Origin of the sequence: Pectobacterium carotovorum, assembly GCA_016415585.1 — a bacterium.
Classification (GTDB): domain Bacteria; phylum Pseudomonadota; class Gammaproteobacteria; order Enterobacterales; family Enterobacteriaceae; genus Pectobacterium; species Pectobacterium carotovorum_K.
Genome location: CP066552.1, coordinates 4598180 through 4623549, shown reverse-complemented (window position 1 = coordinate 4623549; position 25370 = coordinate 4598180). Strand labels below are relative to the sequence as shown.

The 25370-nt window shown below is 53.8% G+C and carries 19 protein-coding genes; 5 read left to right on the top strand and 14 right to left on the bottom strand.

Translation table 11 applies throughout. The annotated features are described in order from the left end of the window. The first annotated feature begins 27 nt into the window (after positions 1-27). The 4 genes from dppB to JFY74_20560 are packed head-to-tail and all read left to right on the top strand — an operon-like array spanning position 28 to position 3964. Positions 28-1047, top strand: a complete 1020-nt coding sequence (dppB, locus tag JFY74_20575) for a dipeptide ABC transporter permease DppB (GenBank protein ID QQG28399.1) — start codon at positions 28-30, stop codon at positions 1045-1047. 13 nt (positions 1048-1060) lie between these two features. Next, entirely contained in the window at positions 1061-1963 is a 903-nt protein-coding gene (dppC, locus tag JFY74_20570) for a dipeptide ABC transporter permease DppC (protein ID QQG28398.1), read from the top strand. 13 nt (positions 1964-1976) lie between these two features. Continuing rightward, positions 1977-2957: a dipeptide ABC transporter ATP-binding protein gene (dppD, locus tag JFY74_20565; protein ID QQG28397.1), complete on the top strand. Its 981-nt coding sequence runs from the start codon at positions 1977-1979 to the stop codon at positions 2955-2957. Further along, positions 2954-3964: an ABC transporter ATP-binding protein gene (locus JFY74_20560; GenBank protein ID QQG28396.1), complete on the top strand. Its 1011-nt coding sequence runs from the start codon at positions 2954-2956 to the stop codon at positions 3962-3964. Before dppD ends, JFY74_20560 begins: the two co-directional genes overlap by 4 nt. A gap of 52 nt (positions 3965-4016) precedes the next feature. On the opposite strand, the gene JFY74_20555 is transcribed toward JFY74_20560, so the two are convergent. From JFY74_20555 to JFY74_20515, 9 genes are all read right to left on the bottom strand, one after another. Then, positions 4017-7175, bottom strand: a complete 3159-nt coding sequence (locus tag JFY74_20555; protein QQG28395.1) for a hypothetical protein — start codon at positions 7173-7175, stop codon at positions 4017-4019. 310 nt (positions 7176-7485) lie between these two features. Then, the gene (locus JFY74_20550) at positions 7486-9156 is read right to left on the bottom strand and encodes an MCP four helix bundle domain-containing protein (protein QQG28394.1); all 1671 of its coding nucleotides are present in this window, start codon (positions 9154-9156) and stop codon (positions 7486-7488) included. A gap of 885 nt (positions 9157-10041) precedes the next feature. Next, entirely contained in the window at positions 10042-11712 is a 1671-nt protein-coding gene (locus JFY74_20545; protein QQG28393.1) for an MCP four helix bundle domain-containing protein, read from the bottom strand. Between the two features lie 278 nt (positions 11713-11990). Beyond that, positions 11991-13670 carry an MCP four helix bundle domain-containing protein gene (locus tag JFY74_20540; GenBank protein QQG28392.1) on the bottom strand — a complete coding sequence of 560 codons (1680 nt, stop codon included), beginning with the start codon at positions 13668-13670 and terminating at the stop codon, positions 11991-11993. Between the two features lie 300 nt (positions 13671-13970). Then, on the bottom strand, positions 13971-15329 hold the full coding sequence (locus tag JFY74_20535) for a GntP family transporter (GenBank protein QQG28391.1): 1359 nt from the start codon (positions 15327-15329) through the stop codon (positions 13971-13973). 193 nt (positions 15330-15522) lie between these two features. After that, on the bottom strand, positions 15523-16305 hold the full coding sequence (locus tag JFY74_20530; GenBank protein QQG28390.1) for a hydroxypyruvate isomerase family protein: 783 nt from the start codon (positions 16303-16305) through the stop codon (positions 15523-15525). Positions 16306-16332: 27 nt separating this feature from the next. Next, entirely contained in the window at positions 16333-16989 is a 657-nt protein-coding gene (locus JFY74_20525) for an aldolase (GenBank protein ID QQG28389.1), read from the bottom strand. Beyond that, a complete protein-coding gene (locus tag JFY74_20520; protein QQG28388.1) occupies positions 16986-18260 on the bottom strand; it encodes a four-carbon acid sugar kinase family protein in 1275 nt (424 codons plus the stop codon). The genes JFY74_20525 and JFY74_20520 overlap by 4 nt, the downstream gene beginning before the upstream one ends. Further along, entirely contained in the window at positions 18257-19171 is a 915-nt protein-coding gene (locus tag JFY74_20515) for an NAD(P)-dependent oxidoreductase (GenBank protein ID QQG28387.1), read from the bottom strand. Before JFY74_20515 ends, JFY74_20520 begins: the two co-directional genes overlap by 4 nt. 338 nt (positions 19172-19509) lie before the next feature. On the opposite strand from JFY74_20515, the gene JFY74_20510 reads away from it, so the two are divergent. Further along, the gene (locus JFY74_20510) at positions 19510-20271 is read left to right on the top strand and encodes a DeoR/GlpR transcriptional regulator (GenBank protein ID QQG28386.1); all 762 of its coding nucleotides are present in this window, start codon (positions 19510-19512) and stop codon (positions 20269-20271) included. A gap of 35 nt (positions 20272-20306) precedes the next feature. Here JFY74_20510 and JFY74_20505 read toward each other — a convergent pair whose 3' ends face one another. From JFY74_20505 to livH, 5 genes are all read right to left on the bottom strand, one after another. Then, positions 20307-21497: a PLP-dependent aminotransferase family protein gene (locus JFY74_20505; protein QQG28385.1), complete on the bottom strand. Its 1191-nt coding sequence runs from the start codon at positions 21495-21497 to the stop codon at positions 20307-20309. Between the two features lie 128 nt (positions 21498-21625). After that, positions 21626-22327, bottom strand: a complete 702-nt coding sequence (livF, locus tag JFY74_20500) for a high-affinity branched-chain amino acid ABC transporter ATP-binding protein LivF (protein ID QQG28384.1) — start codon at positions 22325-22327, stop codon at positions 21626-21628. 5 nt (positions 22328-22332) lie between these two features. Then, the gene (livG, locus tag JFY74_20495; protein QQG28383.1) at positions 22333-23103 is read right to left on the bottom strand and encodes a high-affinity branched-chain amino acid ABC transporter ATP-binding protein LivG; all 771 of its coding nucleotides are present in this window, start codon (positions 23101-23103) and stop codon (positions 22333-22335) included. Further along, the gene (locus tag JFY74_20490; GenBank protein QQG28382.1) at positions 23100-24374 is read right to left on the bottom strand and encodes a high-affinity branched-chain amino acid ABC transporter permease LivM; all 1275 of its coding nucleotides are present in this window, start codon (positions 24372-24374) and stop codon (positions 23100-23102) included. Before JFY74_20490 ends, livG begins: the two co-directional genes overlap by 4 nt. Continuing rightward, on the bottom strand, positions 24371-25297 hold the full coding sequence (gene livH, locus JFY74_20485) for a high-affinity branched-chain amino acid ABC transporter permease LivH (GenBank protein QQG28381.1): 927 nt from the start codon (positions 25295-25297) through the stop codon (positions 24371-24373). The genes JFY74_20490 and livH overlap by 4 nt, the downstream gene beginning before the upstream one ends. Between the last annotated feature and the right edge of the window lie 73 nt (positions 25298-25370).

Here is a 25370-nt window from a genome sequence, read left to right as displayed (position 1 = left end):
AATGGGCATGAATAGAGAGTTCGGGATATGTTGCAGTTCATACTCCGGCGTTTGGGGCTCGTTATCCCAACGTTTATTGGTATCACCCTATTGACCTTCGCATTCGTGCACATGATTCCGGGCGACCCGGTGATGATCATGGCGGGGGAACGAGGTATCTCCGCCGAGCGGCATGCGCAATTGCTGGCTGAAATGGGGCTGGATAAGCCGCTTTGGCAGCAATACCTCCACTATATTGGCGGTGTGATGCAGGGCGATCTGGGGATCTCCCTCAAAAGCCGTATCCCCGTGTGGGAAGAATTTGTGCCTCGCTTCAAAGCGACGCTCGAACTGGGTGTCTGCGCGATGCTGTTTGCTATCGCGGTTGGGATTCCTGTTGGCGTGTTGGCTGCGGTCAAACGTGGTTCCATTTTCGATCATACCTCTGTTGGCCTGGCGCTGACGGGCTACTCCATGCCTATCTTCTGGTGGGGCATGATGCTGATTATGTTGGTCTCCGTTCAACTCAACCTGACGCCCGTTTCGGGGCGTATCAGCGACACGATTTTCCTCGATGACAGCATGCCGCTGACCGGCTTTATGCTGATCGATACCTTGTTCTGGGGCGAGGAAGGCGATTTTATCGACGCGGTTGAACACATGATCCTGCCTGCCATCGTGCTGGGCACCATTCCTCTGGCGGTGATTGTGCGTATGACGCGCTCCGCGATGCTGGAAGTGTTGGGAGAGGATTACATTCGTACCGCCCGTGCTAAAGGCCTGAGCCGCCTGCGTGTGATTGTCGTGCACGCGTTGCGTAATGCGATGCTGCCAGTGGTGACGGTCATAGGTTTGCAGGTTGGCACCATGCTGGCCGGGGCAATTCTGACGGAAACCATTTTCTCTTGGCCGGGGCTGGGACGGTGGTTGATCGATGCGTTGCAGCGTCGTGACTATCCGGTGGTTCAGGGGGGCGTACTGCTGGTGGCAACCATGATCATTCTGGTTAACCTGCTGGTTGATGTGCTCTACGGCGTGGTTAACCCACGCATCCGTCACAAGAAATAAGGGGAAGGCTAAGATGACACACGTCACTGAACCTGTTGTAAATAGCGCACCGAAGCCGATGACCCCGCTACAGGAATTCTGGCACTATTTTAAACGTAACAAAGGGGCGGTCGTTGGCATGGTGTATGTCGTGCTGATGCTGATTATCGCCATTGGTGCCAACGTACTGGCACCGCACGCGCCTGCTGAGCAGTTCCGCGATGCGCTGCTTCGTCCGCCGGTCTGGCAAGAGGGCGGAAGCTGGCAGTTTATTCTGGGAACGGACGACGTCGGGCGTGATGTTCTGTCCCGTCTGATGTACGGTGCACGCCTGTCGCTGCTGGTCGGCTGTCTGGTCGTCGCGCTGTCGCTGGTGCTGGGGGTGATCTTCGGTCTGCTGGCTGGGTATTTCGGCGGTGTGGTCGATGCGCTCATCATGCGTGTTGTCGATATCATGCTGGCACTGCCGAGCCTGCTGCTGGCGCTGGTGCTGGTGGCCATCTTCGGACCTTCGATTGTGAACGCCTCGCTGGCGCTGACCTTCGTGGCGTTGCCGCACTATGTCCGTTTGACTCGTGCGGCGGTGCTGGTGGAAGTCAACCGCGATTACGTCACCGCTTCACGCGTGGCGGGAGCGAGTTCGGCACGCCAGATGTTCGTCAACATTCTTCCGAACTGCCTAGCTCCGCTGATTGTGCAGGCTTCTCTCGGTTTTTCTAACGCCATTCTTGATATGGCTGCCTTGGGTTTCCTCGGTATGGGCGCACAGCCGCCAACGCCAGAGTGGGGCACCATGCTGTCGGACGTTTTGCAGTTTGCACAAAGCGCCTGGTGGGTGGTGACGTTCCCCGGTCTGGCAATCTTACTGACGGTATTGGCGTTTAACCTGATGGGGGACGGCTTGCGTGACGCTCTCGACCCCAAACTCAAGCAGTAGTAGAGGTAGAGAGATGGCGTTGCTCAATGTAGATAAACTATCGGTTCACTTTGGTGATGAGGATCTGCCGTTTCGTGCGGTCGATCGTATCAGCTACCAGGTTGAACAAGGCCAGGTGGTCGGTATCGTCGGGGAATCCGGCTCCGGTAAGTCCGTCAGTTCGCTGGCGATTATGGGGCTGATTGATTACCCCGGCAAAGTGATGGCCGACAAGCTGGAATTTAACCAGCGTGATTTAACAAAAATTTCTGAGAAAGAACGGCGTAATCTGGTGGGTTCTGAAGTCGCGATGATTTTCCAGGACCCGATGACCAGCCTGAACCCGTGCTATACCGTGGGCTACCAGATCATGGAAGCCATCAAGGTGCATCAGGGCGGTAACCGCAAAACCCGTCGTCAGCGTGCGATTGACCTGCTGACGCTGGTGGGGATTCCCGATCCAGGTTCGCGTCTTGATGTGTATCCGCACCAGCTTTCCGGCGGGATGAGCCAGCGTGTGATGATCGCGATGGCGATTGCCTGTCGGCCGAAGCTGCTGATTGCCGATGAGCCGACCACGGCGCTCGACGTGACCATTCAGGCGCAGATCATCGAACTGCTGCTCGAATTGCAGCAGCGCGAAAACATGGCACTGATCCTGATTACGCACGATTTGGCGCTGGTGGCCGAAGCGGCACACCACATCATCGTGATGTATGCCGGGCAGGTGGTGGAATCAGGCAAAGCGGCGGATATTTTCAGTGCGCCGCGTCATCCGTATACCCAGGCGTTGCTGCGTGCGTTGCCGGAGTTTGCGGCAGATAAATCCCGACTGGCATCGTTGCCGGGTGTGGTTCCGGGTAAATATGACCGCCCGAACGGCTGTCTGTTAAACCCGCGCTGCCCCTATGCGCAGGACCGCTGCCGTCAGGAAGAACCTGCACTGCGCGATATTCCTGGTCGTCAGGTGAAATGTCATACACCGCTCGATGATGCGGGGAGACCAACCCTATGAGTGAACTGAACGCAACATCGCAGCCGTATTTGCTGCATGCGATTGATTTGAAAAAACACTATCCAGTGAAAAAGGGCTTTTTCGCGCCAGAGCGGATGGTGAAAGCGCTGGACGGCGTTTCCTTTACGCTGGAACGCGGTAAGACGCTGGCGGTGGTGGGAGAATCTGGTTGTGGAAAATCCACGCTGGGTCGCCTGCTGACGATGATTGAAACTCCATCGGATGGTGAACTGTACTATCAGGGGCAGGATCTGCTGAAGCACGATCCTGAAGCGCAGAAACTGCGTCGGCAGAAGATCCAGATCGTTTTCCAGAATCCGTATGGATCGCTCAATCCACGTAAGAAAGTCGGTCAGATCCTGGAAGAACCGCTCCAGATCAACACTGAGCTGTCAAAAGCCGAACGCCGTGAAAAAGCGCTGGCGATGATGGCGAAAGTGGGGCTGAAAACGGAACATTACGATCGCTACCCGCATATGTTCTCCGGCGGCCAGCGTCAGCGTATCGCTATCGCCCGTGGGTTGATGTTGGATCCTGACGTGGTGATTGCCGATGAGCCGGTTTCGGCGCTGGACGTGTCGGTTCGCGCACAGGTGCTGAATCTGATGATGGACTTGCAGCAGGATCTGGGGCTGTCTTACGTCTTCATCTCGCACGATCTGTCCGTTGTCGAACATATCGCTGATGAAGTGATGGTGATGTATCTGGGCCGCTGTGTCGAGAAGGGCAGTAAAGATGCCATTTTCAACAACCCGCGTCACCCGTATACGCAAGCGTTACTTTCCGCGACGCCGCGCTTGAACCCGGATTTACGCCGCGAGCGCATCAAGCTGACGGGGGAGTTGCCTAGCCCACTGAATCCGCCGCCGGGCTGCGCGTTCAATGCCCGCTGTCAGCGCTGCTTCAGCACCTGCACCCAGTTCCAGCCACAGCTGAAAACCTACGGTGAGCAGCAGGTTGCCTGCTTCGCTGTCGATCAGGATGAACAGGGTACCGTTGCCGTCTAGTGTTCCTCGCCCCACGCGGCTTTTATAAGGCGTGGGGCAATGAGATCTGGTGTTATCGCCGCCCTGATGAGGTTTTGAGTTCCCACCGCGGAGTGAAAAGGTTTCTGGATAATTCGTTCTTTAGCACCCTGTTAGTCATGGATTCAAATACGGCTTTTTGGGTCTCTTGGTTTGCTCTTACACCGATAGTACGTATGGCGTCATCATCGTTGTTCATCCCGGTAGGCTTCAGTTCGCTTTCAACCAGTTTGTTAAACGTCTCCTCAAAGTGTTGATGTTTGTCGTCATTTGCTTTTTTCCATTCGTCAGGCGCTATACGCTCCACTGTTTTATGCCATGCGCCCCACAGTGCAAACCAGGCTGGGAATGTGTTGTTTTCAGCTTTTTTGACAGCGAGTTCGGAGCGATTCAGATTACGATGGGTGATACCTGAGACCTTAAAGAACCTCATTTTAGGGGTGATGGCAGTTAATTCAAGTTTCCTCCTCAGCTTGTGCTGGTAACCAAGGAACACTTCAATTTCATCTATATCCTTATTGGGGTTGCGAGTTGCGAGTCTCTGGGTTTTTATTCTGGCAACCTGTTCAAGCTGCTCAAGGCGAAAAATTCCCCGCGCGGTATCAACCAATTCTGGGAGGTTGTTATCAAACTCTCCAGATTCGACACCATGTGCCATTTCTACATTTTTCATCTGATGGTAGGTAAAGATAACTCGGTCTTCGCAAGAGGTAGATGCATCTGCTGCAATGGAAAAGGTTTTTGCCCTCAGGCTGCTGTTATCAGCTAGACGCGTCAGCCAGTTGGAAATCGTATTCTTGAATTCGGGGGGATTTGTTTGGGTTTGTGTCCGATAGAGTCTGCCTAAAAATTCACTGAAGTTGGCGGCATTTTGCTCATTGCTAAAGGCAGCCCACTTGTCTGATATCTCGGTGGATTGCCAATTGCCAACGGATGCTGATAACTGGCTCGGTATTGGAGGGAGCATGAGCCATTGATTATATCTGACATCAAGTACGTTTATCCCCTGCGGCAGGGAGTCTGGCAGCGTGGTCAGTTGGTTATGGCTGACATCAAGTCCGGTTATTCCCGACGGCAGGGAGTCTGGCAGCGTGGTCAGTTGGTTATGGCTGACATTAAGTTCGGTTATTCCCGGCGGCAGGGAGTCTGGCAGCGTGGTCAGTTGGTTATTACTGATATCAAGTCCGGTTATTCCCGGCGGCAGGGAGTCTGGCAGCGTGGTCAGTTGGTTATGGCTGATATCAAGTATGGTTATTTCCAGCGGCAGGGAGTCTGGCAGCGTGGTCAGTTGGTTATGGCTGATATCAAGTATGGTTATTTCCAGCGGCAGGTTTTTGGGTAGGACAGTCAGCTGGTTATAGCTGGCGCCAAGTGCGTTTATTTTCTGCGGCAGGGAGTCTGGCAGAGTGGCCAACTGGTTATTACTGATATCAAGTACGGTTATTCCCGGCGGCAGGGAGTCTGGCAGCGTGGTCAGTTGGTTATTACTGACATTAAGTCCGGTTATTCCCGGCGGCAGGGAGTCTGGCAGAGCGGTCAGTTGGTTATTACTGATATCAAGTCCGGTTATTCCCGGCGGCAGGGAGTCTGGCAGCGTGGTCAGTTGGTTATGGCTGACATCAAGTTTAGTTATTCCCTGCGGCAGGGAGTCTGGCAGCGTGGCCAGTTGGTTATCACTGACATTAAGTTCGGTTATTCCCGGCGACAGAGAGTCTGGCAGCGTGGTCAGTTGATTATTACTGACATTAAGTACGGTTATTCCCGGCAGCAGGGAGTCTGGCAGCGTGGTCAGTTGATTATTACTGACATTAAGTACGGTTATTCCCGGCAGCAGGGAGTCTGGCAGCGTGGTCAGTTGGTTATGGCTGATATCAAGTATGGTTATTTCCAGCGGCAGGTTTTTGGGTAGGGCAGTCAGCTGGTTATAGCTGGCGCCAAGTGCGTTTATTTCCTGCGGCAGGGAGTCTGGCAGCGTGGCCAGTTGGTTATTACTGACATCAATTACGGTTATTCCCGGCGGCAGGGAGTCTGGCAGAGTGGTCAGTTGGTTATTACTGACATCAAATACGGTTATTCCCGGCGGCAGGGAGTCTGGCAGCGTGGCCAGTTGGTTATTACTGACATCAAATACGGTTATTCCCGGCGGCAGGGAGTCTGGCAGCGTGGTCAGTTGGTTATGGCTGACATCAAGTCCGGTTATTCCCGGCGGCAGGGAGTCTGGCAGCGTGGTCAGTTGGTTACAGGCGACATAAAGTGCGATTATTCCTGGCGGCAGGGAGTCTGGCAGCGTGGTCAGTTGGTTATGGCTGATATCAAGTATGGTTATTTCCAGCGGCAGGGAGTCTGGCAGCGTGGCCAGTTGGTTATGGCTGATATCAAGTATGGTTATTTCCAGCGGCAGGGAGTCTGGCAGGGCGGTCAGTTTGTTATGGTTGACATCAAGTTTGGTTATTCCCGGCGGCAGTTTTTTTGGTAAGGTGGTCAGTTGGTTATTGCTGACATCCAATGCGGTTACTCCCAGCGGCAGTTTTTTTGGTAGGGTGCCCAGTTTGTTATGGCTGGCATCCAGTGCGGTTATTCCCGGCGGCAGTTTTTTTGGTAGGGTGGCCAGTTTGTTATGGCTGACATCCAGTGCGGTTATTTCCTGCGGTAAAGTGTCGGGCAGGGTGGTCAAGCCCAAATTTTCTAAGTTCAATCTAGGGCTATTCTCTTTCCAGCATACCCGAATCCATTGTGCGGCAATGCTACGACTTTCAGCCTCTCCGTGGGGAGACGCGCAGACCCATGCGTGTAGTGTTATTAGCCCCTGTGCGGCATTGTGGTCATCTTCACTTAGTGCGAGTGCGACAGGCGTGGGGGCATCATTGCCACTGGGGACGATGGTGCAAACCGTCTCCCCTGTTCCGTCCAGGCGCTCAGTGACGAGGTTATTTTGATATTCCGGAGAAAGTAGCGTCTTCAACTGCACAAAATTGAATAATCGATCCCGCGGTGAAACGTCGGTAGCGGGCTGGTAAAACTCACGCAGCAGTGCTTCAGCGTGAATCTGATTTGACTGAGAGAACCATTCTTTCATCTTCGGCCACAATGAACAGTCGTTGGATTGATGCTGCTGGTCTCTGACGTTGTTTATTATGTGACTGCGGTTTGCGGTTGCGTCAGAAGACGCGGGGGAGATATTGAAGTCGGGCATACATTTTCCTTTGAGGGGATTAGACAGATAGCATGCTAATGCTGTTTTTTAAATCACAGGCATAGCCTGCCTAGTCTCTTGTGGAAGGGATACCAAAAAACGGAAGAGGGAATGTCTGCCACACGTCGGTGCATCATGCATAAAATCAACAAGTCAGCTCTGATACTGATTGGCGGGTTAACATAGGGGAAAAATATTGCGGTCGCGACCTATGAGCACTCAAAAAGAAAAACCCCGTAAAAACACGGGGTTCTTCATCAGTTTGAAACTGCTGAATAATCGGCTGTCTTAGCTATCTTTTGATTAACTGTTAAAAGGTTTCCCAGTTATTACTGCTTGTACTGCCTGATTTTCCTGCCAGAGCCAATCTCGGCGCTGTTGGCTGCTTCATCTGTGATGCCAACCGTGGTGCTGGCGTTTGAACACCGCTGATTTTGAATACGCCCATTAATTCCAGCAGTGTTCTGGCTTGCTCACTCAGGCTGTCGGCGGCGGAGGCTGATTCTTCAACCAGCGCGGCATTCTGTTGAGTCACCTGATCGAGCTGATTCACCGCATCATTGACCTGAGAAACGCCCTGTTCCTGTTCGTGCGTGGTCAGGCCGATCTCATTGAGCAGGTTGGCAACCTGCTGGGATTTTTCGACAATGTCTTTGATGGTGATGCCCGCATCATTAACCAGCTTCTCACCCATTTCCACGTTAGACACGCTTACGCTAATCAGATCTTTGATTTCACGCGCGGCGGAAGCGGAACGCTGCGCCAGAGAACGTACTTCACCGGCGACCACAGCGAAGCCACGGCCTTGTTCACCGGCTCTGGCTGCTTCAACGGCAGCATTGAGCGCCAGAATGTTGGTCTGGAAAGCAATGCTATCGATGACGCCGATAATATCGCCGATCTTACGTGAGCTGGCGGTGATATCTTCCATGGTACGTACAACGTTATTGACCGCATCGCCACCTTTTTGCGCCGTGGTGCTGGCGGAATGGGCCAGTTCTGTGGCGGTGCGCACGGTCGCAGCATTCTGCTTCACCGTGGTATTCATTTGTTCCATTGAGGCGGCGGTTTCCTGAAGATTCGCAGCCTGCTCTTCCGTGCGTTGGCTTAGATCGGTGTTGCCCATCGCAATCTGCGTCGCGCCCGTAGCGATAGATTCGCTGCTCTGATGCACCTGACCGACGAGGTTGCTCAGGTTTTGACGCATATCTTCCATCGCGGCCAGCACGCTGGTGGTATCACCGTCGCGCAGTTCAATCGCAACGGCCAGATTCCCCTGTGCAACCTGACGCGTGACTTCCAATGTGTAGGCTGGTTCTCCCCCGAGCTGACGTTTAATGGCTCGGGTAATCCACCATGAGATCATTGCTCCCAGCACGACAGAAAGCAGGGCGATAATGACCATCAACGTACCTGCGCTAGTGGCGTTCTTTAAAGACTGCTCGGCGATTTCAGCCGTGAGCTTCTCTTGCCAGTTAACCATGTCATTCAGGGCTTGGAAGACGGCATCCTGCTTGACACGCACGTCTGTTAATAACAGATGTTGAGCTTCGCTGTTCTTGTTCGCCGTTGCCAATGCGATGGCCTCTTTATAGCTACTGCTATAGGCCGGACGTACGCGCTCCAGTACCGCGACCAGTTCCTGAGCACGTTGCTCGACGGCGGCGTCGTGTATTTTTGAGAGTAATGCGTTATTACGGGAAATCATCTCCTCAATACGCGCTTTCTCTCCTTGCATTTGCTGGCTGTCTTCCAGCATCGTCAGGTTTCTGATGGCGATCGCGTTGGTGTTTATGTTGTCTTTAAATTCCTGCATCATCAGGAGGTTGGTGATGCGAACCTGCGATAACAGCTGGATGTTTTCTCCGAGCTTGTCTAACTGGATACGGCCAAATACCGCCACCAGAAATCCGATAGCGATGACCAGGGTAAAGCCAGTCCCTAGCATTTTACCCAGGCTACTATTTTTTATGAGATTCATTGTGTCCCTTATTATATGTTGAGAACGAATATGGTTGGTGCCGGCGTGCTTTTAATGTGAAATAGGCGTTGCGAAAATGTATTTATTTTGCAGATGCCATCACGTTGATACCTTAAAGAGTCGAGTCGCAGAAAGATGAATAAACATGCGGCTTGAAGAATGACAGGTCTATCCTTTTCCGTAATTGTTGCCCGTTTCCCTTGGCTAATAAACCTATCCTAAGTTTACTTTTTCCTGTCACGCTCTCCGGTAAGTGATCGTCGTGTCTGGTGCGATGGAACATAGGAAAATAAGGGTAAATGGTGGCGCAGGAGTATAAAAGGTGGCGGTAAAAGCCGCAATATCTCTATGGATTAGAGAAAAAATAAACTGGAGTTATGCTGTAATGCTAAATTGACAATCATGTTAATATATCCGTCATACTTCGAGTTGCATGTGCGTTGGCTGCGTTTACTCGCCCGAATCACTTACTTGAGTAAGTTCATCGGGACTCCCTCGCTTGCCGCTTTCCTGAAACTCGAATTATTTAGGGTATAAACGCTGTAGTTATGATTTTTTGTTTATTTATTCAACGCTAAAAGATGTTTATTTCTCATTCATTCTTTTTTTTCGAACGATATGATGTTGTTACCCTCGTATATTTGAGGTTTTTTTCATCGAAAATTGCTATTCCTCGTTTTTTATTGATTTTATTCCATCGCGCTTAATATAAAACAGCATTGCTGTTTTTTCTCTTTATTCATTATTTTTCCCTACTGAAAAAATCTCGTGTGTTTATTCGATGGATAACGGGAATGGGCTGAGTGGCAATGTGAGAGGTTCAGGCCATAAAGGGATAAAAAACCGCTGAGCGATCAGCGGTTTTAGCTTTCTTTTGATTGGTTGTTAAAAGGTTTCCCAGTTTTGCTTATCGCTTCCCGTGCTGCTTTTAGGTCTGGCGAGAGAGAGCGTGGCGCTGGTGGGTCTTTTCAACGGTGTCGCCATGCGCTGTGACGATCCGCCCTCAACGGTGAAGGTTTTCATCAGCTCGACCAGATGAGCCGCTTGATCGCTCAGGCTATCGGCAGCGGAAGCGGATTGCTCAACAAGCGCGGCATTCTGCTGCGTCACCTTATCAAGCTGATTAACAGCATCATGGATCTGCGAGACGCCGGATTCTTGCTCCTGCGTGGTGACGCCAATTTCATTAATCAGGTCGGCAACGTTGCGCGCCTGACGCACCAGTTCTTCGATTGTCGTCCCCGCATCACTGACCAGTCTGGAACCAACCTCGACTTTCTCGACGCTGTGGCCGATCAGCTCTTTAATCTCTTTGGCTGCCGTTGCAGAACGCTGTGCCAGCGAGCGAACCTCGCCTGCCACCACGGCAAAGCCACGGCCTTGCTCGCCAGCCCGTGCGGCTTCCACTGCGGCGTTAAGCGCCAGAATGTTGGTCTGGAAAGCGATGCCATCGATGACGCTAATGATGTCGCCAATTTTGTGCGAGCTGTCAGTAATTTCTTTCATGGTGATAACGATGTTGCCGACGGCTTCGCCGCCTTTAGCAGCGGTATCGCTGGCAGCTTGCGCCAGTTGAGCGGCATTGCGCACCGTATCGGCATTCTGACGCACGGTCTGGCTCATTTCTTCCGTGGAGGCGGCGGTTTGTTGCAGATTCGCCGCCTGCTCTTCAGTGCGCTGGCTGAGATCAGTGCTGCCTGCGGCAATCTGGCTGGCACCGGTTGCGATAGATTCGCTGCTCTCACGCACTTGCTCAACAATGCTGCTTAAGCTTTTGCGCATGTTATTCATTGCAAACAGCAAGCTGGTATTGTCGCCTGACGCGAGCTCGACTGGTATCGCGAGATTACCTTGCGCGATTTCTTGTGTGACCTGTGTGGCATAGGCAGGTTCGCCGCCCAATTGCTTCTTGATATGGCGGGTAATAAGCCAGGCGATGCAGGCGCCGAGCAATGAGGCGATGACAGCCAGAATCAGTAATGAATTGCCATCATCGTAGGACTCTTCAACTGCACTGGCTGCTGTTTGCGTGGTGTAGTCTTTCTGCAACTGAATCATGGTGTTCAGGTTGTTAAAAAGCCGGGTTTGTATGGGCTCAAGCTGGGTTTTAACCAACTCGATAGATTCAGCCTGCCTGTTGCTGAGTGACAGCGCGACGGCCTGGCGGCCCACGGTGGCAAATTCAGTGCGATTTTGCTGAAGTTCACCGAGAATATTGCGGACTTCGGTTGCCCGTAAATTTTCTTCCAACTGAGTGACGAGCTTGGTGTTTTTGGCGCTCGTGGCTTCAATCAGTTTTTGATTGTCTTCCAGAACCTTTTGTTCGGTTGCGATAAGCATACGTAACGTGGCTTTGATCGTGACGTTAAGATTATCTTTCAATTCTTGTAGCACGATGAGGTTGGCAAGGTGGTGTTTCGCCAGCCTGTCAGTGGTATTACCGAGGCCAACCAGATGCATTCTGCCGAAAATGGCCACTAATAGGCCGATAACAATAACAATGGCAAAACCCGAACCGACCTGAGTACCCAGTTTCATTTTTCTTTTATTCTGCATGTTATCCTCATGACTTATTGACACTGTTTATTGTTATTAAGCGGATTTTCTTCTGCACGACAAGAGCAATGTACGACTGCGGTTTCTAAATCCTTCTGATGAATAACCAAGCAGTCCACTCTAGGATATCGGCATGACCAGCGAAAACATTGATTTTAATTGTCGATATTGCCGCATGCGGATGAGGAAAAAACAGGAAACGCAGGGAAGGGATGATATTGGCGGTGAAGGGATGTGAAAGCGGAGTGGGGGATGCGCGAGCCATCCCCCGCGTAGAATTAGAACTGTTCCCAGTTTTGGCTATCGCTTCCCGTGCTGCTTTTAGGATTCGCGAGAGAGAGCTTGGCGCTGTCAGGTCGTTTCAACGGCGGTGTAATGCGCTGTGACGATCCGCCTTCAATGATGAAGATTTTCATCAGCTCGACCAGACGGGCTGCCTGATCGCTCAGGCTATCGGCGGCAGAAGCGGATTGCTCAACGAGGGCGGCGTTCTGCTGTGTGACCTGATCAAGCTGGTTAACGGCATCATGAATCTGTGAGACGCCAGATTCTTGTTCCTGCGTAGTGACGCCAATTTCGTTAATCAGATCGGCAACGTGGCGTGCCTGACGAACCAGTTCTTCAATCGTTGTTCCCGCATCGCCGACCAGTCTGGAGCCTATCTCGACTTTCTCTACGCTGTGGCCGATCAGTTCTTTGATCTCTTTAGCCGCGGTTGCAGAACGTTGTGCCAGTGAGCGAACTTCGCCTGCGACTACGGCAAAGCCTCGGCCCTGTTCGCCAGCCCGAGCGGCTTCCACCGCTGCGTTGAGTGCCAAAATGTTGGTCTGGAAAGCGATGCCATCAATGACGCTGATGATGTCGCCAATTTTGTGCGAGCTGTCGGTAATTTCTTTCATGGTGATAACGATGTTGCCGACGGCTTCGCCGCCTTTAGCGGCGGTATTGCTGGCGGCCTGCGACAACTGAGCGGCGTTACGCACCGTATCGGTGTTTTGGCGCACGGTCTGGCTCATTTCTTCCATGGAGGCAGCGGTTTGTTGCAGATTGGCTGCCTGTTCTTCCGTGCGCTGGCTGAGGTCGGTGCTGCCAGCGGCGATCTGGCTGGCGCCAGTTGCGATGGATTCACTGCTCTCACGCACCTGTTCAACAATCCCACTCAGGCTTTTGCGCATACCGTTCATGGCTGCCAGCACGCTGTGGTTGTCACCGGGGCGCAGGTTGACGTTGACGGCCAGATTTCCCTGTGCAACGGCCTGAGCGATCTGTGCGGCGTAAGTTACTTCACCACCCAGTAAGCCTTTGATGGTGCGGGTAATCAGTACGGAAACCAGAATACCGACCAGAGCAGCAATCGCGGCGAAGAGAATCAGGGTGTTACCGTCTGAGCGTGCTTCCTGCATGGCGTTTGTCGCCATATTCTGCGTCCGTTTTTTCTGGAATTGCGCCATGCTGTCCAATGCTGCGAAAACAGGAGCCTGTGTAACCTGCATCTCATTGACCATGAGTTGCACGGCACGCGCTCTTTCTTCGGCATTTTCGGACAGACCAAGCTCAACCGCCTTATTCACGGCATCCCGGTAAGCCGGGCGCGCCTGTGTCAGGCTTTCCAGTAAACCGCGGGTTTCCGCTTCAGACAGATGTTCGTACAGTTTGGTCAGGATTTCGGTGTTACGGGCAATTTGCTGATCGATCAGGCGCTTTTCTTCCTGAATGCGGTTTCTGTCATCGGTCAGCCCGATATTACGCACCGAGCGTGCCACGGCATCAAAACCGCTCTTGGCGTCCTGTATCAGGATAAGACTGGCCAGATTTTTTTCTGACAGTGATTCAATATCTTCGCCTAGGTCGACCAGATGAAAGCGCCCCAGAACGGCGACCATCAGGCCGATGATGATGACAGAGGCAAAGCCAGTACCTAGCATGGTGCCAAGCTTAATTTTTGCTATAAAATTCATAATCTTCCTTTATTATTTTTCATCGGTGATGCAGGTGCTGCCTTGTGAATTAGGCATCTTCTATGATAGGTCAGGAATAGAGCGTACTTTTGATGACATTATGTATTGGTTGCAGGCTTGTTTAGCGGCAGCAAGGGAACGTACGGTTTCTTACTGTAGGTATTATAAAGACAGCGTGTGGATAGTCAGGTATGGAATATAAGAGTAAAACGGGTGTATTTTCTGGCATAAGGAGAAAAACCGCTGAATATCAGCGGTTTTTCCTGTAGTGAAGCGTCACAAGGGTGAACATAGTGACGTTTACATGACCAGCCAAAGCGCCCAGGTGAAGAGGAACCCAGCCAACCCGAGTATCGTCGTTAGCACCGTCCAGGTGCGCAGGCCATCGGCGACGGACAGCCCCAGATATTTGGTGACGATCCAGAAACCGGAGTCATTGACGTGTGACAGGCCTAGTCCGCCAAAGCAGGCAGAGAGCGTCACCAGCACCAGTTGCATCTGGTTCAGGCCGCTAACGGCTTCGCTCAATAGGCCGCAGGTGGTGAGAATGGCAACGGTGGCTGAACCTTGCGAGGCTCGCAGCGCCAGCGACAGAATAAAGGCGGCAGGCACCAGCGGCAGGTGAATGCTGGTCAGCGTATCCGCCAGCGCTTTACCGATGCCCGATTCCACCAACACTTTACCAAACACGCCACCCGCACCGGTCACCATAATTACCATCGCGGCAGCAGGCATGGCATCGCCCATCACACCGCTGGCTTTTTCCAGCGACCAGCCGCGACGCAGGGCAATCAGCCAGAATGCGAGTGCCAGTGCAATCAGCAGCGCCACGGCGGGAGAACCGACCAGCGACATCACGTTACGCACCGGGTGTCCTGCGGGCAGAATGGTCGCAGACACGGTGCCGAGCATGATGATGGCGATAGGAATCGCAATGAGCGCGGCGATCAGCCCAGCAGAAGGGGCTGATACGGGCGCTGTGTTCGGCGTGGTGTCTTCCGGTTTGGCCAGCTGTAATTGCTCCAATACCTCAACGGAAAGCGCATACTTACGGCGATTCATGGCTTTGGCTGCCCAATAGCTGATGATGCCGACAGGAATCGACACCAGCAGGCCAATAATGGTCAGCCAGCCGATATCTGCATTCAACAGGCCTGCGGCGGCAACCGGGCCGGGGTGGGGCGGCAGGGCGACGTGTACCGTCAGCATGACGCCTGCGACGGGTAAACCGAATTTAATCGGAGAGACTTTAGCGACTTTCGCAAAGCCGTAAATAATCGGGGCGAGAATAATAAAGCCGACATCGAAAAAGACCGGAATACCTAAAATAAAGGCGGCGATGGTTAATGCTGCCACCATTAACCCCGGCCCCATTAACTGGGCAAAGCGGTGCGCTAAGGATTCCGCGCCGCCGGACACTTCAATCATTCTGCCGAGCATGGCACCGAGGCCGATAATAATCGCCACTGAACCGAGAATACCGCCCATGCCGGAGGTAATCACTTTCATCACTTCGCCAGTCGGAATACCGGTTGCCAGGGCAACGAGTAAACTGACAACCAGCAGGGCGACAAAGGGCTGAATTTTAAATTTAATGACCATCAGCAGCAGGAGTAATACCCCGGCGATAGCGATGCAGAGTAAGAGCGAGGTGGCCATGTTCTTATCCTCATTGATCCCGTCTTTTCAATTCAGAGGCTGAAAAGGTAGTGGGTTATTGTTTTATTTGAAGAAAAGGGTGACCTGATTCCCGCATCGGAATAATGCGGGGACCTGACCTTTTCTCGATATTTTATAAATATGTCTCTGGTGTTTATTCTTTTATGGGAACAGCAATATCTTCCGCGATAACTTATTTCTTCAGATAGGATTTAGCCCATCCCAACCCGTCTTCGGTTTTGCCGCGTGGGTTATATTCACAGCCAACCCAGCCGGAATAATTCACGCGATCCAATTCGGCAAAGATGAACGGATAATTAATTTCCCCTTCATCGGGTTCATGTCGCGCAGGAACCGAAGCAATTTGAATATGTCCGATGCGGCCAGCCAAATCGTGAATAATTTGCGTCAGGTTGCCATCGACAATTTGTGCGTGGAAGAAATCCAGCTGGATATAAACGTTCGGCCTGTCGATCAGATTGGCTAATTCCAGCGCCTGATATTGACTGGCGAACAAGTAATTCGGCTTCACCTTCGCGCTCAGCGCCTCAATCATGATGTTGATGCCGTGTGGTGCAAACTTATCGGCGGCGTAGCGCAGGTTATCGATGAAAGTTTGCTGATAGGCGGCACGGTCTTCACCGGGCGGCACGACGCCCCCCATCACCAGCACCGAAGGACAGTTGAGCGCCAGCGCATATTCCAGAGCGTTATCGATATCCCGGCGGGCATCTTCAACACGGTCGGGCAGGGCAGAAACGCCCCATTCACCCACCGCAATATTGCCGGGCGCGGTATTGAACAACACCTGCTTCAGGCCATTTTCCCGCAGCTTTTCCGCCAGCAGCGGTGCCGGATATTCATAAGGAAACAGGTACTCGACCGAGGTGAAACCCGCATCGGCAGCGGCTTTAAAACGATCGAGAAACGGTACGTCGGTAAACAGCATAGAAAGATTGGCAGCAAACTTAGGCATGGTTAACTCCTCGGTAAAAATGTCTCATCAAGAGAGCTCTGCAATATCGTCAGCGGTGAGGTAGCGAATTTTTCGGTCACCGAGAATAAAAATCAGCTTGGCGGTTTCTTCCAGCTCTTCCATGTTGTCCGCCGCTGCACGTAGATCTTTGCCAGTGACGACGGGGCCGTGGTTAGCCAATAAGAACGCCTTGTAACGCGAAGCCAGCTTCGCCAGATCTTCACCGAGTCGCGCATCGCCGGGGCGGTAATAAGGGACGACGGGTACTTTACCGACGCGCATCACCACATAGGGCGTGAACGGCTTGATGGCATCCTGCGTGTCCAACCCTTCCAGACACGAGAGCGCCGTCAGGTAGGTACTGTGCAGGTGAACGATCGCCTTACAGTCTGGGTCGTTACGGTAAATCGATAGGTGAAAGCTGACCTCTTTCGACGGCTTATCCCCGGAGATCCATTCGCCGCTCAGGCTGACTTTGGACAGCCGCTCGGCATCCAGTTCGCCGAGGCAGGAGCCGGTCGGCGTTGCCAGCAGCGTGCCGTCATCCAGTAGCAGAGACAGGTTGCCTGCCGAACCGGTGGCGTAGCCGCGCTGGAAAAAGGACGCGCCTAGTTTGACCATTTCCGCGCGTGCGTGTTGCTCGCTGTTTAGCGCAGCGTCGGCGCTGTGGTGTTTTTCACTCATGCGGCAAACTCCTTTTGGGCGCGGGCAAAAAAGTCTTCATCACCGAAATTGCCGGATTTCAACGCCAGCGAGAGTGGATGATTGGTGGATCGCACCCACGGCACGCCGGGAGAAATAGACGGCCCGATATGGAACGCGCGGATGCCCAGCGTCTGTACCACGATGCTGGAGGTTTCACCGCCCGCGATAATGAAGCGCTGGAAACCGTCTTGCTGAAGCTGGCGGGCAACGGCGGCAAACAATTTCTCCACCGCCTGGCTGCTGGCTTCCGCGCCCCAGCGCTGCTGAATTTGCGCCAGTTCATCGGGTGATGAGGTGGCGTACAGCAGCGGTGCGAGTGTGTCGTCACGGTGTGCCTTCACCCAGTCGGCCAGTTCCTGAACGTAGGCTGGCTGAGCGTCATTGCTCTCTAAGCAGCGTGCGACGTCAATCGCGCGACTCGCCGCCTGTTTCAGGTAGTGGGCGACCTGCTTGTTGGTCATCACCGAACAGGAACCGGACAGCACAACGCCTGCGCCGGACTGCGGCTTGCCTGCGTCGGTTGCGGAACCGGTTTGTGCCGCAGATTCTGCCCACTGGCGCGCCAGCCCAATCGCCAGGCCGGAGCCACCGGTGACCAGCTTCATGTCGCGCAGTGCCTCGCCCTGCGTCAGCAGGTGCTGTTCGTTTAGCGTATCCAGCACCACATAGCGAACGCCCTGTTCTTTCAACTGCGCCAGACGCTGTTTGACGGCCTCTGCCCCCTGATCCATCACGGCATACGGCACCAGCCCGCAGCGCCCAGCAGCCTGCTGCTCCATGACGCGCATCAGGTTGCTGTCCGTCATTGGCGTTACGGGGTGGTGACGCATTCCAGATTCGGACAGCAGCTGATCCATCACGAACAGGTGGCCCTGATAGACGGTTCTGCCGTTCACCGGCAGCGCCGGAGAGATGATGGTTTGCGTTTCGCCAAGCTGTTCCAACAGTGCATCGGTCACCGGGCCGATGTTGCCTTTTGCGGTGCTGTCGAAGGTGGAGCAATACTTAAAGTAGAACTGCTGGCAGCCCTGTTGTTGTAGCCACGCCAGCGCTTTGAGGGAATCCGCTACCGCCTGTTCTGCCGGACAGGAGCGCGATTTCAGACTAATGACTACAGCCTGCGTCTCAACCTTAAAATCGGACGGCGGTACACCGTTGAGCTGCACGGTCGGCAGCCCGTTGTTCACCAGAAAGCTGGCGATATCCGTGGCACCGGTAAAATCGTCGGCAATCACACCTAGCTTGATCATGGCGCCTCCTTCTTTTCCGGCAGCGTAATGCCGTTAAAAATCTTGATGACCGCGCTGTCGTCTTCTTTACCGAATCCGGCGTTGCTGGCGGCGGTAAACATGTTGAACGCGGTGGAGGCCAGCGGCAGCGGGAAATGGAGCGATTTAGCGGTGTCGGTGACCAGCCCCAGATCTTTGACGAAGATATCAACGGCGGATTTTGGCGTGTAGTCGCCGTCCACTACATGGCGCATGCGGTTCTCAAACATCCAGGAATTGCCGGCGGCATTGGTCACCACGTCGTACATGATATCCAGCGGGATATCGGCGCGAGCGGCCAACGCCATCGCTTCTGCACCAGCGGCGATGTGTACGCCGGCCAACAGCTGGTGGATGATTTTAACGGTCGCACCTAGCCCGATCTCTTCACCGATGCGGTAGACCTTGCCTGCGACGGCGTCGAGCACCGGTTTCAGTTTCTCAAAAGCCAGATCGGAGCCGGATGCCATTACCGTCATGTCGCCAGCAGCGGCTTTCACCGCACCGCCAGATACCGGTGCATCCAGCATGATGAGCTGATGCTCAGCCAGACGCTGCTCGATATTTTTGGCATCCTGCGCGGAGATCGTGGAAGACACCATGACTACGGTGCCGGGCTTGAGTTTCGCTGCGACCTGCGGCTCACCGAACAGAATCCCATTCACCTGTGCGGCATTCACCACCAGCAGCACGACGGCATCCAGCTTGTCAGCGAAGGCATCAATACGCGTGTCGGTCTGCGCCGCACCCGCCTGACGTAAGCGTTCCAGCGCCTGCGGATTGATATCGACACCGTATGTCGTCAGGCCGGCGTTGATGCAGGACGCCGCAGCGCCAAAGCCCATGGAACCCAGACCGATAACGGCGACAGCATAATCAGAAGTCTTTTTCATCGTGGTTGCCTTGTTAAAATTAGTGATTTTTTGTTCTCTGATGTTAAATATAAGGACTATCAGAACAAATTGTGGTGATTTTTATCACATAAATTAACATTGATGTCGTGATGATTCAGTGTAGCTGAACCCCGTTGGGAAGATGATTTTCATTATTATCTTTATATATCAGTAGATTATTTATTTTTTGGCATTGAGTGATGAGAAAGGTTGTTATGTCTGGCGTGGTTTATAACGTGAATTTATGATAATTATCGTCATCAAACGGGGTATTTCTCACAATATTTATCAACCCCCGCATTCATCAGACCAGCACAATCAAACAGGGAACGGACAGCGTGATTCCAGTAGAACGTCATCAACAGATTCTGGCGCTCATCGCCGAGCGCGGCGCGGTAAGCATTAACGAACTGACCGAGCGGTTGGGCGTGTCGCATATGACGGTACGGCGTGATGTGCAAAAGCTGGAGCAGGATGGCCTGCTGCTGAGCGTTTCCGGTGGCGTGCGTTCGCCTGAACGGCTGGCGATTGAGCCGTCGCATCAGGATAAATCGGTGATGTTCAGCCAGCAGAAAGAGGCGATTGGCAAGCTGGCGGCGCAGCATATCCCGTTCAATAGCTGCATTTATCTGGATGCGGGCACCACGACGCTATCGCTGGCGCGTGAACTGGCCGAGCGCGACGATCTGCTGATTGTCACTAACGATTTTGTTATCGCTGCCTTTCTGATTGAGTCCAGCCAGTGCCGCATGATCCATACGGGCGGCACGCTGTGTCGGGAGAACCGATCCTGCATTGGTGAAGCTGTCGCTCAGGCGCTGCGCAATCTGTTCATCGACATCGCCTTTATCTCCGCCTCTTCGTGGAGCCTGCGCGGGCTGTCCACGCCGAATGAAGACAAAGTCGTGGTGAAACGCGCGGCGGTCGACGCCAGCAGCAAGTGCGTCCTACTGTGCGACACCTCAAAATACGGCCGCATCGCCACCCATCTCGCCACGCCCCTCAACGTATTTGACAGCATCATCACTGACGACGGCCTACCCGCCGCCGCCAAAGACGCGCTAGGTAAAATGGGGGTTGAGGTGCTGGTGGCAGGGTGATGAAAGAGCCTACCTGAGTGGGCCACTATCAGTGATTACAGCGCCCGACGCAGGCGAGCCACCGCTTCATGCATTTGTTCATCCGTTGCTGTCGCAAAGGACAGACGCAGCGTTGAGTAATCGATACTGTCTGGGAAGAAAAACTCGCCCGGCACGAACACAACGCCCTGCTCCAGCGTCTTCTTCAGCCATTCCGTCGTGTTGAAATCGTCCTGACGGAACTTCGCCCACAGGAACATCCCGCCTTTCGGTTGGTTAAAAGTGATCACATCACCCAGTTCCTTCTCGACCAGCTGTGCCAGCAGTTCGCCTTTGTGCTTATAGGCGTGGCGAATTTTCTCGATCTGCGTATCCAGACGGCCCAGCCCCAGATAGCATTCTGCGACGGTCTGCGACAACGCGCTGGCATGCAGGTCAGCGGCCTGTTTGATAATCGCGACTTTGTGCAACAGCCAATCCGGCAAAATCGCCCAGCCGAGACGTAACCCCGGTGCCAGCACCTTCGAGAACGTAGAGGTATACAGCACGTATTCCGTGCTCCCCAGTTGCTCCTGCGCCAGTTGGAACAGCGTCGGGTTGCGCTCCTCGGTGAAGCGTAGCTCGCCATAGGGATCGTCTTCGATAATGACAAAACCGTAGCGCTCTGCCAGTTGAATCAATTTCAGGCGACGTTCATAGCTCAGCGTCACACCGCTCGGGTTACCGAAGTTCGGAACGATATAAACGCCTTTGATACGCTGTTTCTTCAACAGCTCTTCCAGCTCATCAACGACCATGCCGTCAGCATCGGATGACACCGACATCACCTGCGCCTGCGCCAGTTCCAGCGTTTGCAGCGCCGCCAGATAAGTCGGGCGTTCAACGACAAACACGTCGCCCGGATCGACCATCGCACGCATGATCAGGTCCAGCGCCTGCTGTGAACCGGCGGTCACGACAATATCGTCACCGCGCGTTTTTACGCCGCGTACGGCACACAGTTCGGCAATGCGATCGCGCAGCACGCCGCTTCCTTCGGTTAAACCATACTGAAATGCCGTTTTAGGCTGTTCGGTAATCGCTAACTGCGTGGCCTGACTTAGCCCTTCGAAATCAAATAGTGCATCTGACGGAATCCCACCAGCCAGCGAGATAATGTTTTCCATCTTGCTGTGTTTCAGCAGTTCACGGATGGCAGAACTTTTTAACTGAGCGATGCGGTGCGCTAACAACCCTTCAATGGCCATCTCTTCTTAACCCTTCTACGAAACAGGCCGGTAAACCGGCCCGATAACGATTCCCCCTGTCATCCTCCAAGCTGCCTGCGCGTTGGCGTTCCGACGCTCGAATGATTTAGGGTAGATCTGCTCTAAAATTATCCGCCCAAATAGGCCGAACGTACCGCTTCATTAGCTAACAATGCCGCACCGGTATCTTCCAACACGACATGACCGTTTTCAAGTACATAACCCCGGTCTGCCAGTTTCAGCGCCTGATTGGCGTTTTGCTCTACCAGAAAGATGGTCATGCCCTCTTCGCGCAGTTGCTGGATCGTGTCGAAAATTTGCAGGATGATGATCGGTGCCAGACCCAGAGACGGCTCGTCCAGCAGCAGTAAACGCGGCTGGCTCATCAGCGCACGGCCAATCGCCAGCATCTGCTGTTCACCGCCGGACATCGTGCCGGAACGCTGGGCGCGTCGTTCATACAGGCGCGGAAACAGATCGTAGACGCGCGCAATGCGTTCCTGATACTGATCGCGCTCGGCAAAGAACCCACCCATCGCCAGATTTTCTTCTACCGTCATGCGGGAAAAGACGCGACGCCCTTCCGGCACAATCGCGATAGCTTCGCGCATAATCTGCGCGGTCTGCCAGTTCGTGATGTCCTTGCCATCAAACGTGATGGTGCCTTCCGTCGCGCGCGGATCGCCGCACAGCGTGCCCAGCAATGTGGTTTTACCGGCACCGTTCGCGCCGATCAGCGTAACAATCTCGCCCTGATTAATATGCAGGCTCACCTGATGCAGCGCCTGAATTTTTCCGTAGTGGGCCGAAACCTGATGTAATGACAGCATAAACGTTATCCTTCACCCAGATATGCACGGATGACATCCGGGTTGTTACGAATTTCAGCTGGGGTGCCTTGTGCCAGCGGCGTTCCCTGATTGACGACATAAATCCGGTCGGAAATTCCCATCACTAGTTTCATATCATGTTCAATCAACAAAACGGATACCTGATGGCTATCACGCAGTTCCGCAATCAGCTGATTTAACTCGTCAGTTTCTTTCGGGTTCAGACCGGCCGCAGGCTCATCCAGCATCAGCAGCTCAGGCCGCGTCACCATGCAGCGGGCGATTTCCAGACGGCGTTGCTGGCCGTAAGACAGATTCCCCGCCTGACGGTTCGCTAACTCCAGCAGGCCGATACGCTCCAGCCACACCGCGGCGCGCTCTTGCGCATCGGCTTCCGCACGACGAAAGCCCGGCGTTTTCAACAGCCCGGCAAATACGCCGCTTTTCAGATGCTGATGCTGTGCCACCAGCAGGTTCTCCACCACCGTCATTTCACGGAACAGGCGAACGTGCTGGAATGTGCGCACCACGCCCATTCGGGCAATGGCTTGACCAGGCAACCCTTCCAGATGACGATCGCGCAGCATGATGGTGCCGCCGCTCGGGCGATAAAAACCGGTCAGGCAGTTAAAGACCGTGGTTTTCCCCGCGCCGTTCGGGCCTATCAGCGAGACGATTTCGCCCGCATGAATATCCATTTCAACGTTGTTGACCGCCAGCAGGCCGCCAAAACGCATCATCAGACCTCTGACTGATAAGAGTGGCTGCGTGCTCATGCTTGCTCTTCCTTCTTCGCGACTTTCAACTTCATCTCAGGACGCTTCATCGGCAGCAGGCCTTGCGGACGCCAAATCATCATCAGAACCATCAACGCACCCAGCAACAGCATGCTGTATTCATTCAGATCGCGCATCAGTTCGCGGGACACGACCAGCAAGATTGCAGCAAGAATGACCGCAAACTGCGAGCCCATACCACCCAGCACAACGATGGCCAGCACAAAGGCAGATTCAGCGAACGTGAACGATTCTGGGCTGACGAAGCCCTGACGCGCGGCAAACAGCGTCCCGGCAAAACCGGCGAACGCGGCGCTGATGGTAAAGGCGGTCAGCTTGATGCGCGTTGGGCTCAGCCCCAGAGAACGACAGGCGATTTCATCATCGCGCAGCGCTTCCCAGGCACGTCCCAGCGGCATACGCAGCAGGCGGTTAATCACAAACAGGGTTAACACGACCAGCAGCAGCGCGACCAGATACAGGAAGATGACGCGATCGCTGGGGTCATATTGCAGACCGAAGAAGTTGTGGAACGTATCCCAGCCGCCATCGCGCGCGCTGCGGCCAAATTCCAGACCAAAGAAGGTCGGTTTAGGGATCTGGCTGATGCCGTTCGGGCCACCGGTAATTTCAGTGTTATTCAGCAGCAGGATACGGACAATCTCGCCGAATCCGAGCGTCACAATCGCCAGATAGTCGCCGCGCAAACGCAGCACCGGGAACCCTAGCAGGAAGCCGGACAGCGCCGCCGCCATGCCCGCCAGCGGCAGACTTTCCCAGAAGCCCAATCCGTAATAGTGGTTCAGCAGCGCATAGGTGTAGGCGCCAATGGCGTAAAATCCGCCGTAGCCCAAGACCAGCAGGCCGGACAGGCCAACCACGACGTTCAAGCCCAGACCCAGCATCACGTAAATCAGCGTGAGCGTGGCGATATCCACCGAACCGCGCGATACCAGAAACGGCCAGGCGATAGCGGCGATAATCAATGCCGCCGCTAATACCTTCTGCCGTGGCGTACTGCCATCAAAGCTCGGCAGCACCAACGACGGGGCGGAAAATTTCTTGATGCTTTGCTGGAAGAACGGGCGAATCAATTGGAAGAAGAACACCACGATGCAGCCCGCGCCAATCCAATACCAGCGGACTTCATCGGCACCGCGTACCACCAACTTGGTGCCATCCAGCGCCAGCTGCATGCCCATTAGGAACGAGGCCAGCACCAGCAGCATGAACGCGGAAACCAACGCATTAAACAGGTTGAGCTGTTTCATACTTTCTCAACCTCCGGGCGACCCAGAATACCGGTTGGCATCACCAACAGCACTACAATCAGCAGCGCAAACGACACCGCATCTTTGTATTCCGTGCTCAGGTAAGCGGACGTCAGCGCTTCGGCTACACCCAAAATCAGCCCACCGATCATCGCGCCAGGGATGCTGCCAATTCCGCCCAGCACCGCCGCGGTAAAGGCTTTCATCCCGGCCATAAAGCCGATATAGGGGTTGATAACGCCGTAGAATTGTCCCAGCAGCACGCCGGCAACGGCGGCCATGAGCGCACCAATGACGAAAGTCAGGGAGATCACGCGATCGGTGCTAATCCCTAACAGGCTAGCCATTTTCAGGTCTTCCGCACAAGCGCGGCAGGCGCGACCCATACGGGAATAACGAATAAATAGCGTCAGGGCCAGCATGGCGAGGAACGTAACAATCCAGATGGTCAACTGCATGGTACTAATCGTCGCGGCAAAGCCATTGCTTTCGCCTAGCACCCACTGGCCGGTCACCAGACTCGGCAGCGCAACATCACGCGAGCCCTGATTCAGGCTGACGTAGTTTTGCAGGAAAATTGACATCCCGATGGCAGAAATCAGCGCAATCAGGCGCTTTGACGTTCGAACAGGTCGGTAGGCCACCCGTTCGATACTCCAGCCGTAGGCGCTGGAAATGACCACGGCGGCAATGAAAGCGGCACCAATCAGTAGCCAGCCAGCATCAATGCCCATCATCATCAGGGCCGCAATCACAATAAAGGAGACGTAGCTACCGATCATATACACTTCGCCGTGTGCGAAGTTAATCATGCCGATAATGCCGTAAACCATGGTGTAGCCAATGGCGATCAGCGCATAGGTGCTGCCCAACGTCAGGCCGTTGAACATCTGCTGAAAAAAGTAAAGGAACTGCTCGGACATACCTTAAACCTTAAATGCTGCCCCCGTGCCTTGCGGCAACGGGGGCTTCGGTATTGAGGGATTAGTAGTGGTA

Coding starts and splice junctions, on each gene's coding strand:
- dppB (QQG28399.1), top strand. CDS start 28: ATGTTGCAGTTCATACTCCGGCGTTTGGGGCTCGTTATCCCAACGTTT.
- dppC (QQG28398.1), top strand. CDS start 1,061: ATGACACACGTCACTGAACCTGTTGTAAATAGCGCACCGAAGCCGATG.
- dppD (QQG28397.1), top strand. CDS start 1,977: ATGGCGTTGCTCAATGTAGATAAACTATCGGTTCACTTTGGTGATGAG.
- JFY74_20560 (QQG28396.1), top strand. CDS start 2,954: ATGAGTGAACTGAACGCAACATCGCAGCCGTATTTGCTGCATGCGATT.
- JFY74_20555 (QQG28395.1), bottom strand. CDS start 7,175: ATGCCCGACTTCAATATCTCCCCCGCGTCTTCTGACGCAACCGCAAAC.
- JFY74_20550 (QQG28394.1), bottom strand. CDS start 9,156: ATGAATCTCATAAAAAATAGTAGCCTGGGTAAAATGCTAGGGACTGGC.
- JFY74_20545 (QQG28393.1), bottom strand. CDS start 11,712: ATGCAGAATAAAAGAAAAATGAAACTGGGTACTCAGGTCGGTTCGGGT.
- JFY74_20540 (QQG28392.1), bottom strand. CDS start 13,670: ATGAATTTTATAGCAAAAATTAAGCTTGGCACCATGCTAGGTACTGGC.
- JFY74_20535 (QQG28391.1), bottom strand. CDS start 15,329: ATGGCCACCTCGCTCTTACTCTGCATCGCTATCGCCGGGGTATTACTC.
- JFY74_20530 (QQG28390.1), bottom strand. CDS start 16,305: ATGCCTAAGTTTGCTGCCAATCTTTCTATGCTGTTTACCGACGTACCG.
- JFY74_20525 (QQG28389.1), bottom strand. CDS start 16,989: ATGAGTGAAAAACACCACAGCGCCGACGCTGCGCTAAACAGCGAGCAA.
- JFY74_20520 (QQG28388.1), bottom strand. CDS start 18,260: ATGATCAAGCTAGGTGTGATTGCCGACGATTTTACCGGTGCCACGGAT.
- JFY74_20515 (QQG28387.1), bottom strand. CDS start 19,171: ATGAAAAAGACTTCTGATTATGCTGTCGCCGTTATCGGTCTGGGTTCC.
- JFY74_20505 (QQG28385.1), bottom strand. CDS start 21,497: ATGGCCATTGAAGGGTTGTTAGCGCACCGCATCGCTCAGTTAAAAAGT.
- livF (QQG28384.1), bottom strand. CDS start 22,327: ATGCTGTCATTACATCAGGTTTCGGCCCACTACGGAAAAATTCAGGCG.
- livG (QQG28383.1), bottom strand. CDS start 23,103: ATGAGCACGCAGCCACTCTTATCAGTCAGAGGTCTGATGATGCGTTTT.
- JFY74_20490 (QQG28382.1), bottom strand. CDS start 24,374: ATGAAACAGCTCAACCTGTTTAATGCGTTGGTTTCCGCGTTCATGCTG.
- livH (QQG28381.1), bottom strand. CDS start 25,297: ATGTCCGAGCAGTTCCTTTACTTTTTTCAGCAGATGTTCAACGGCCTG.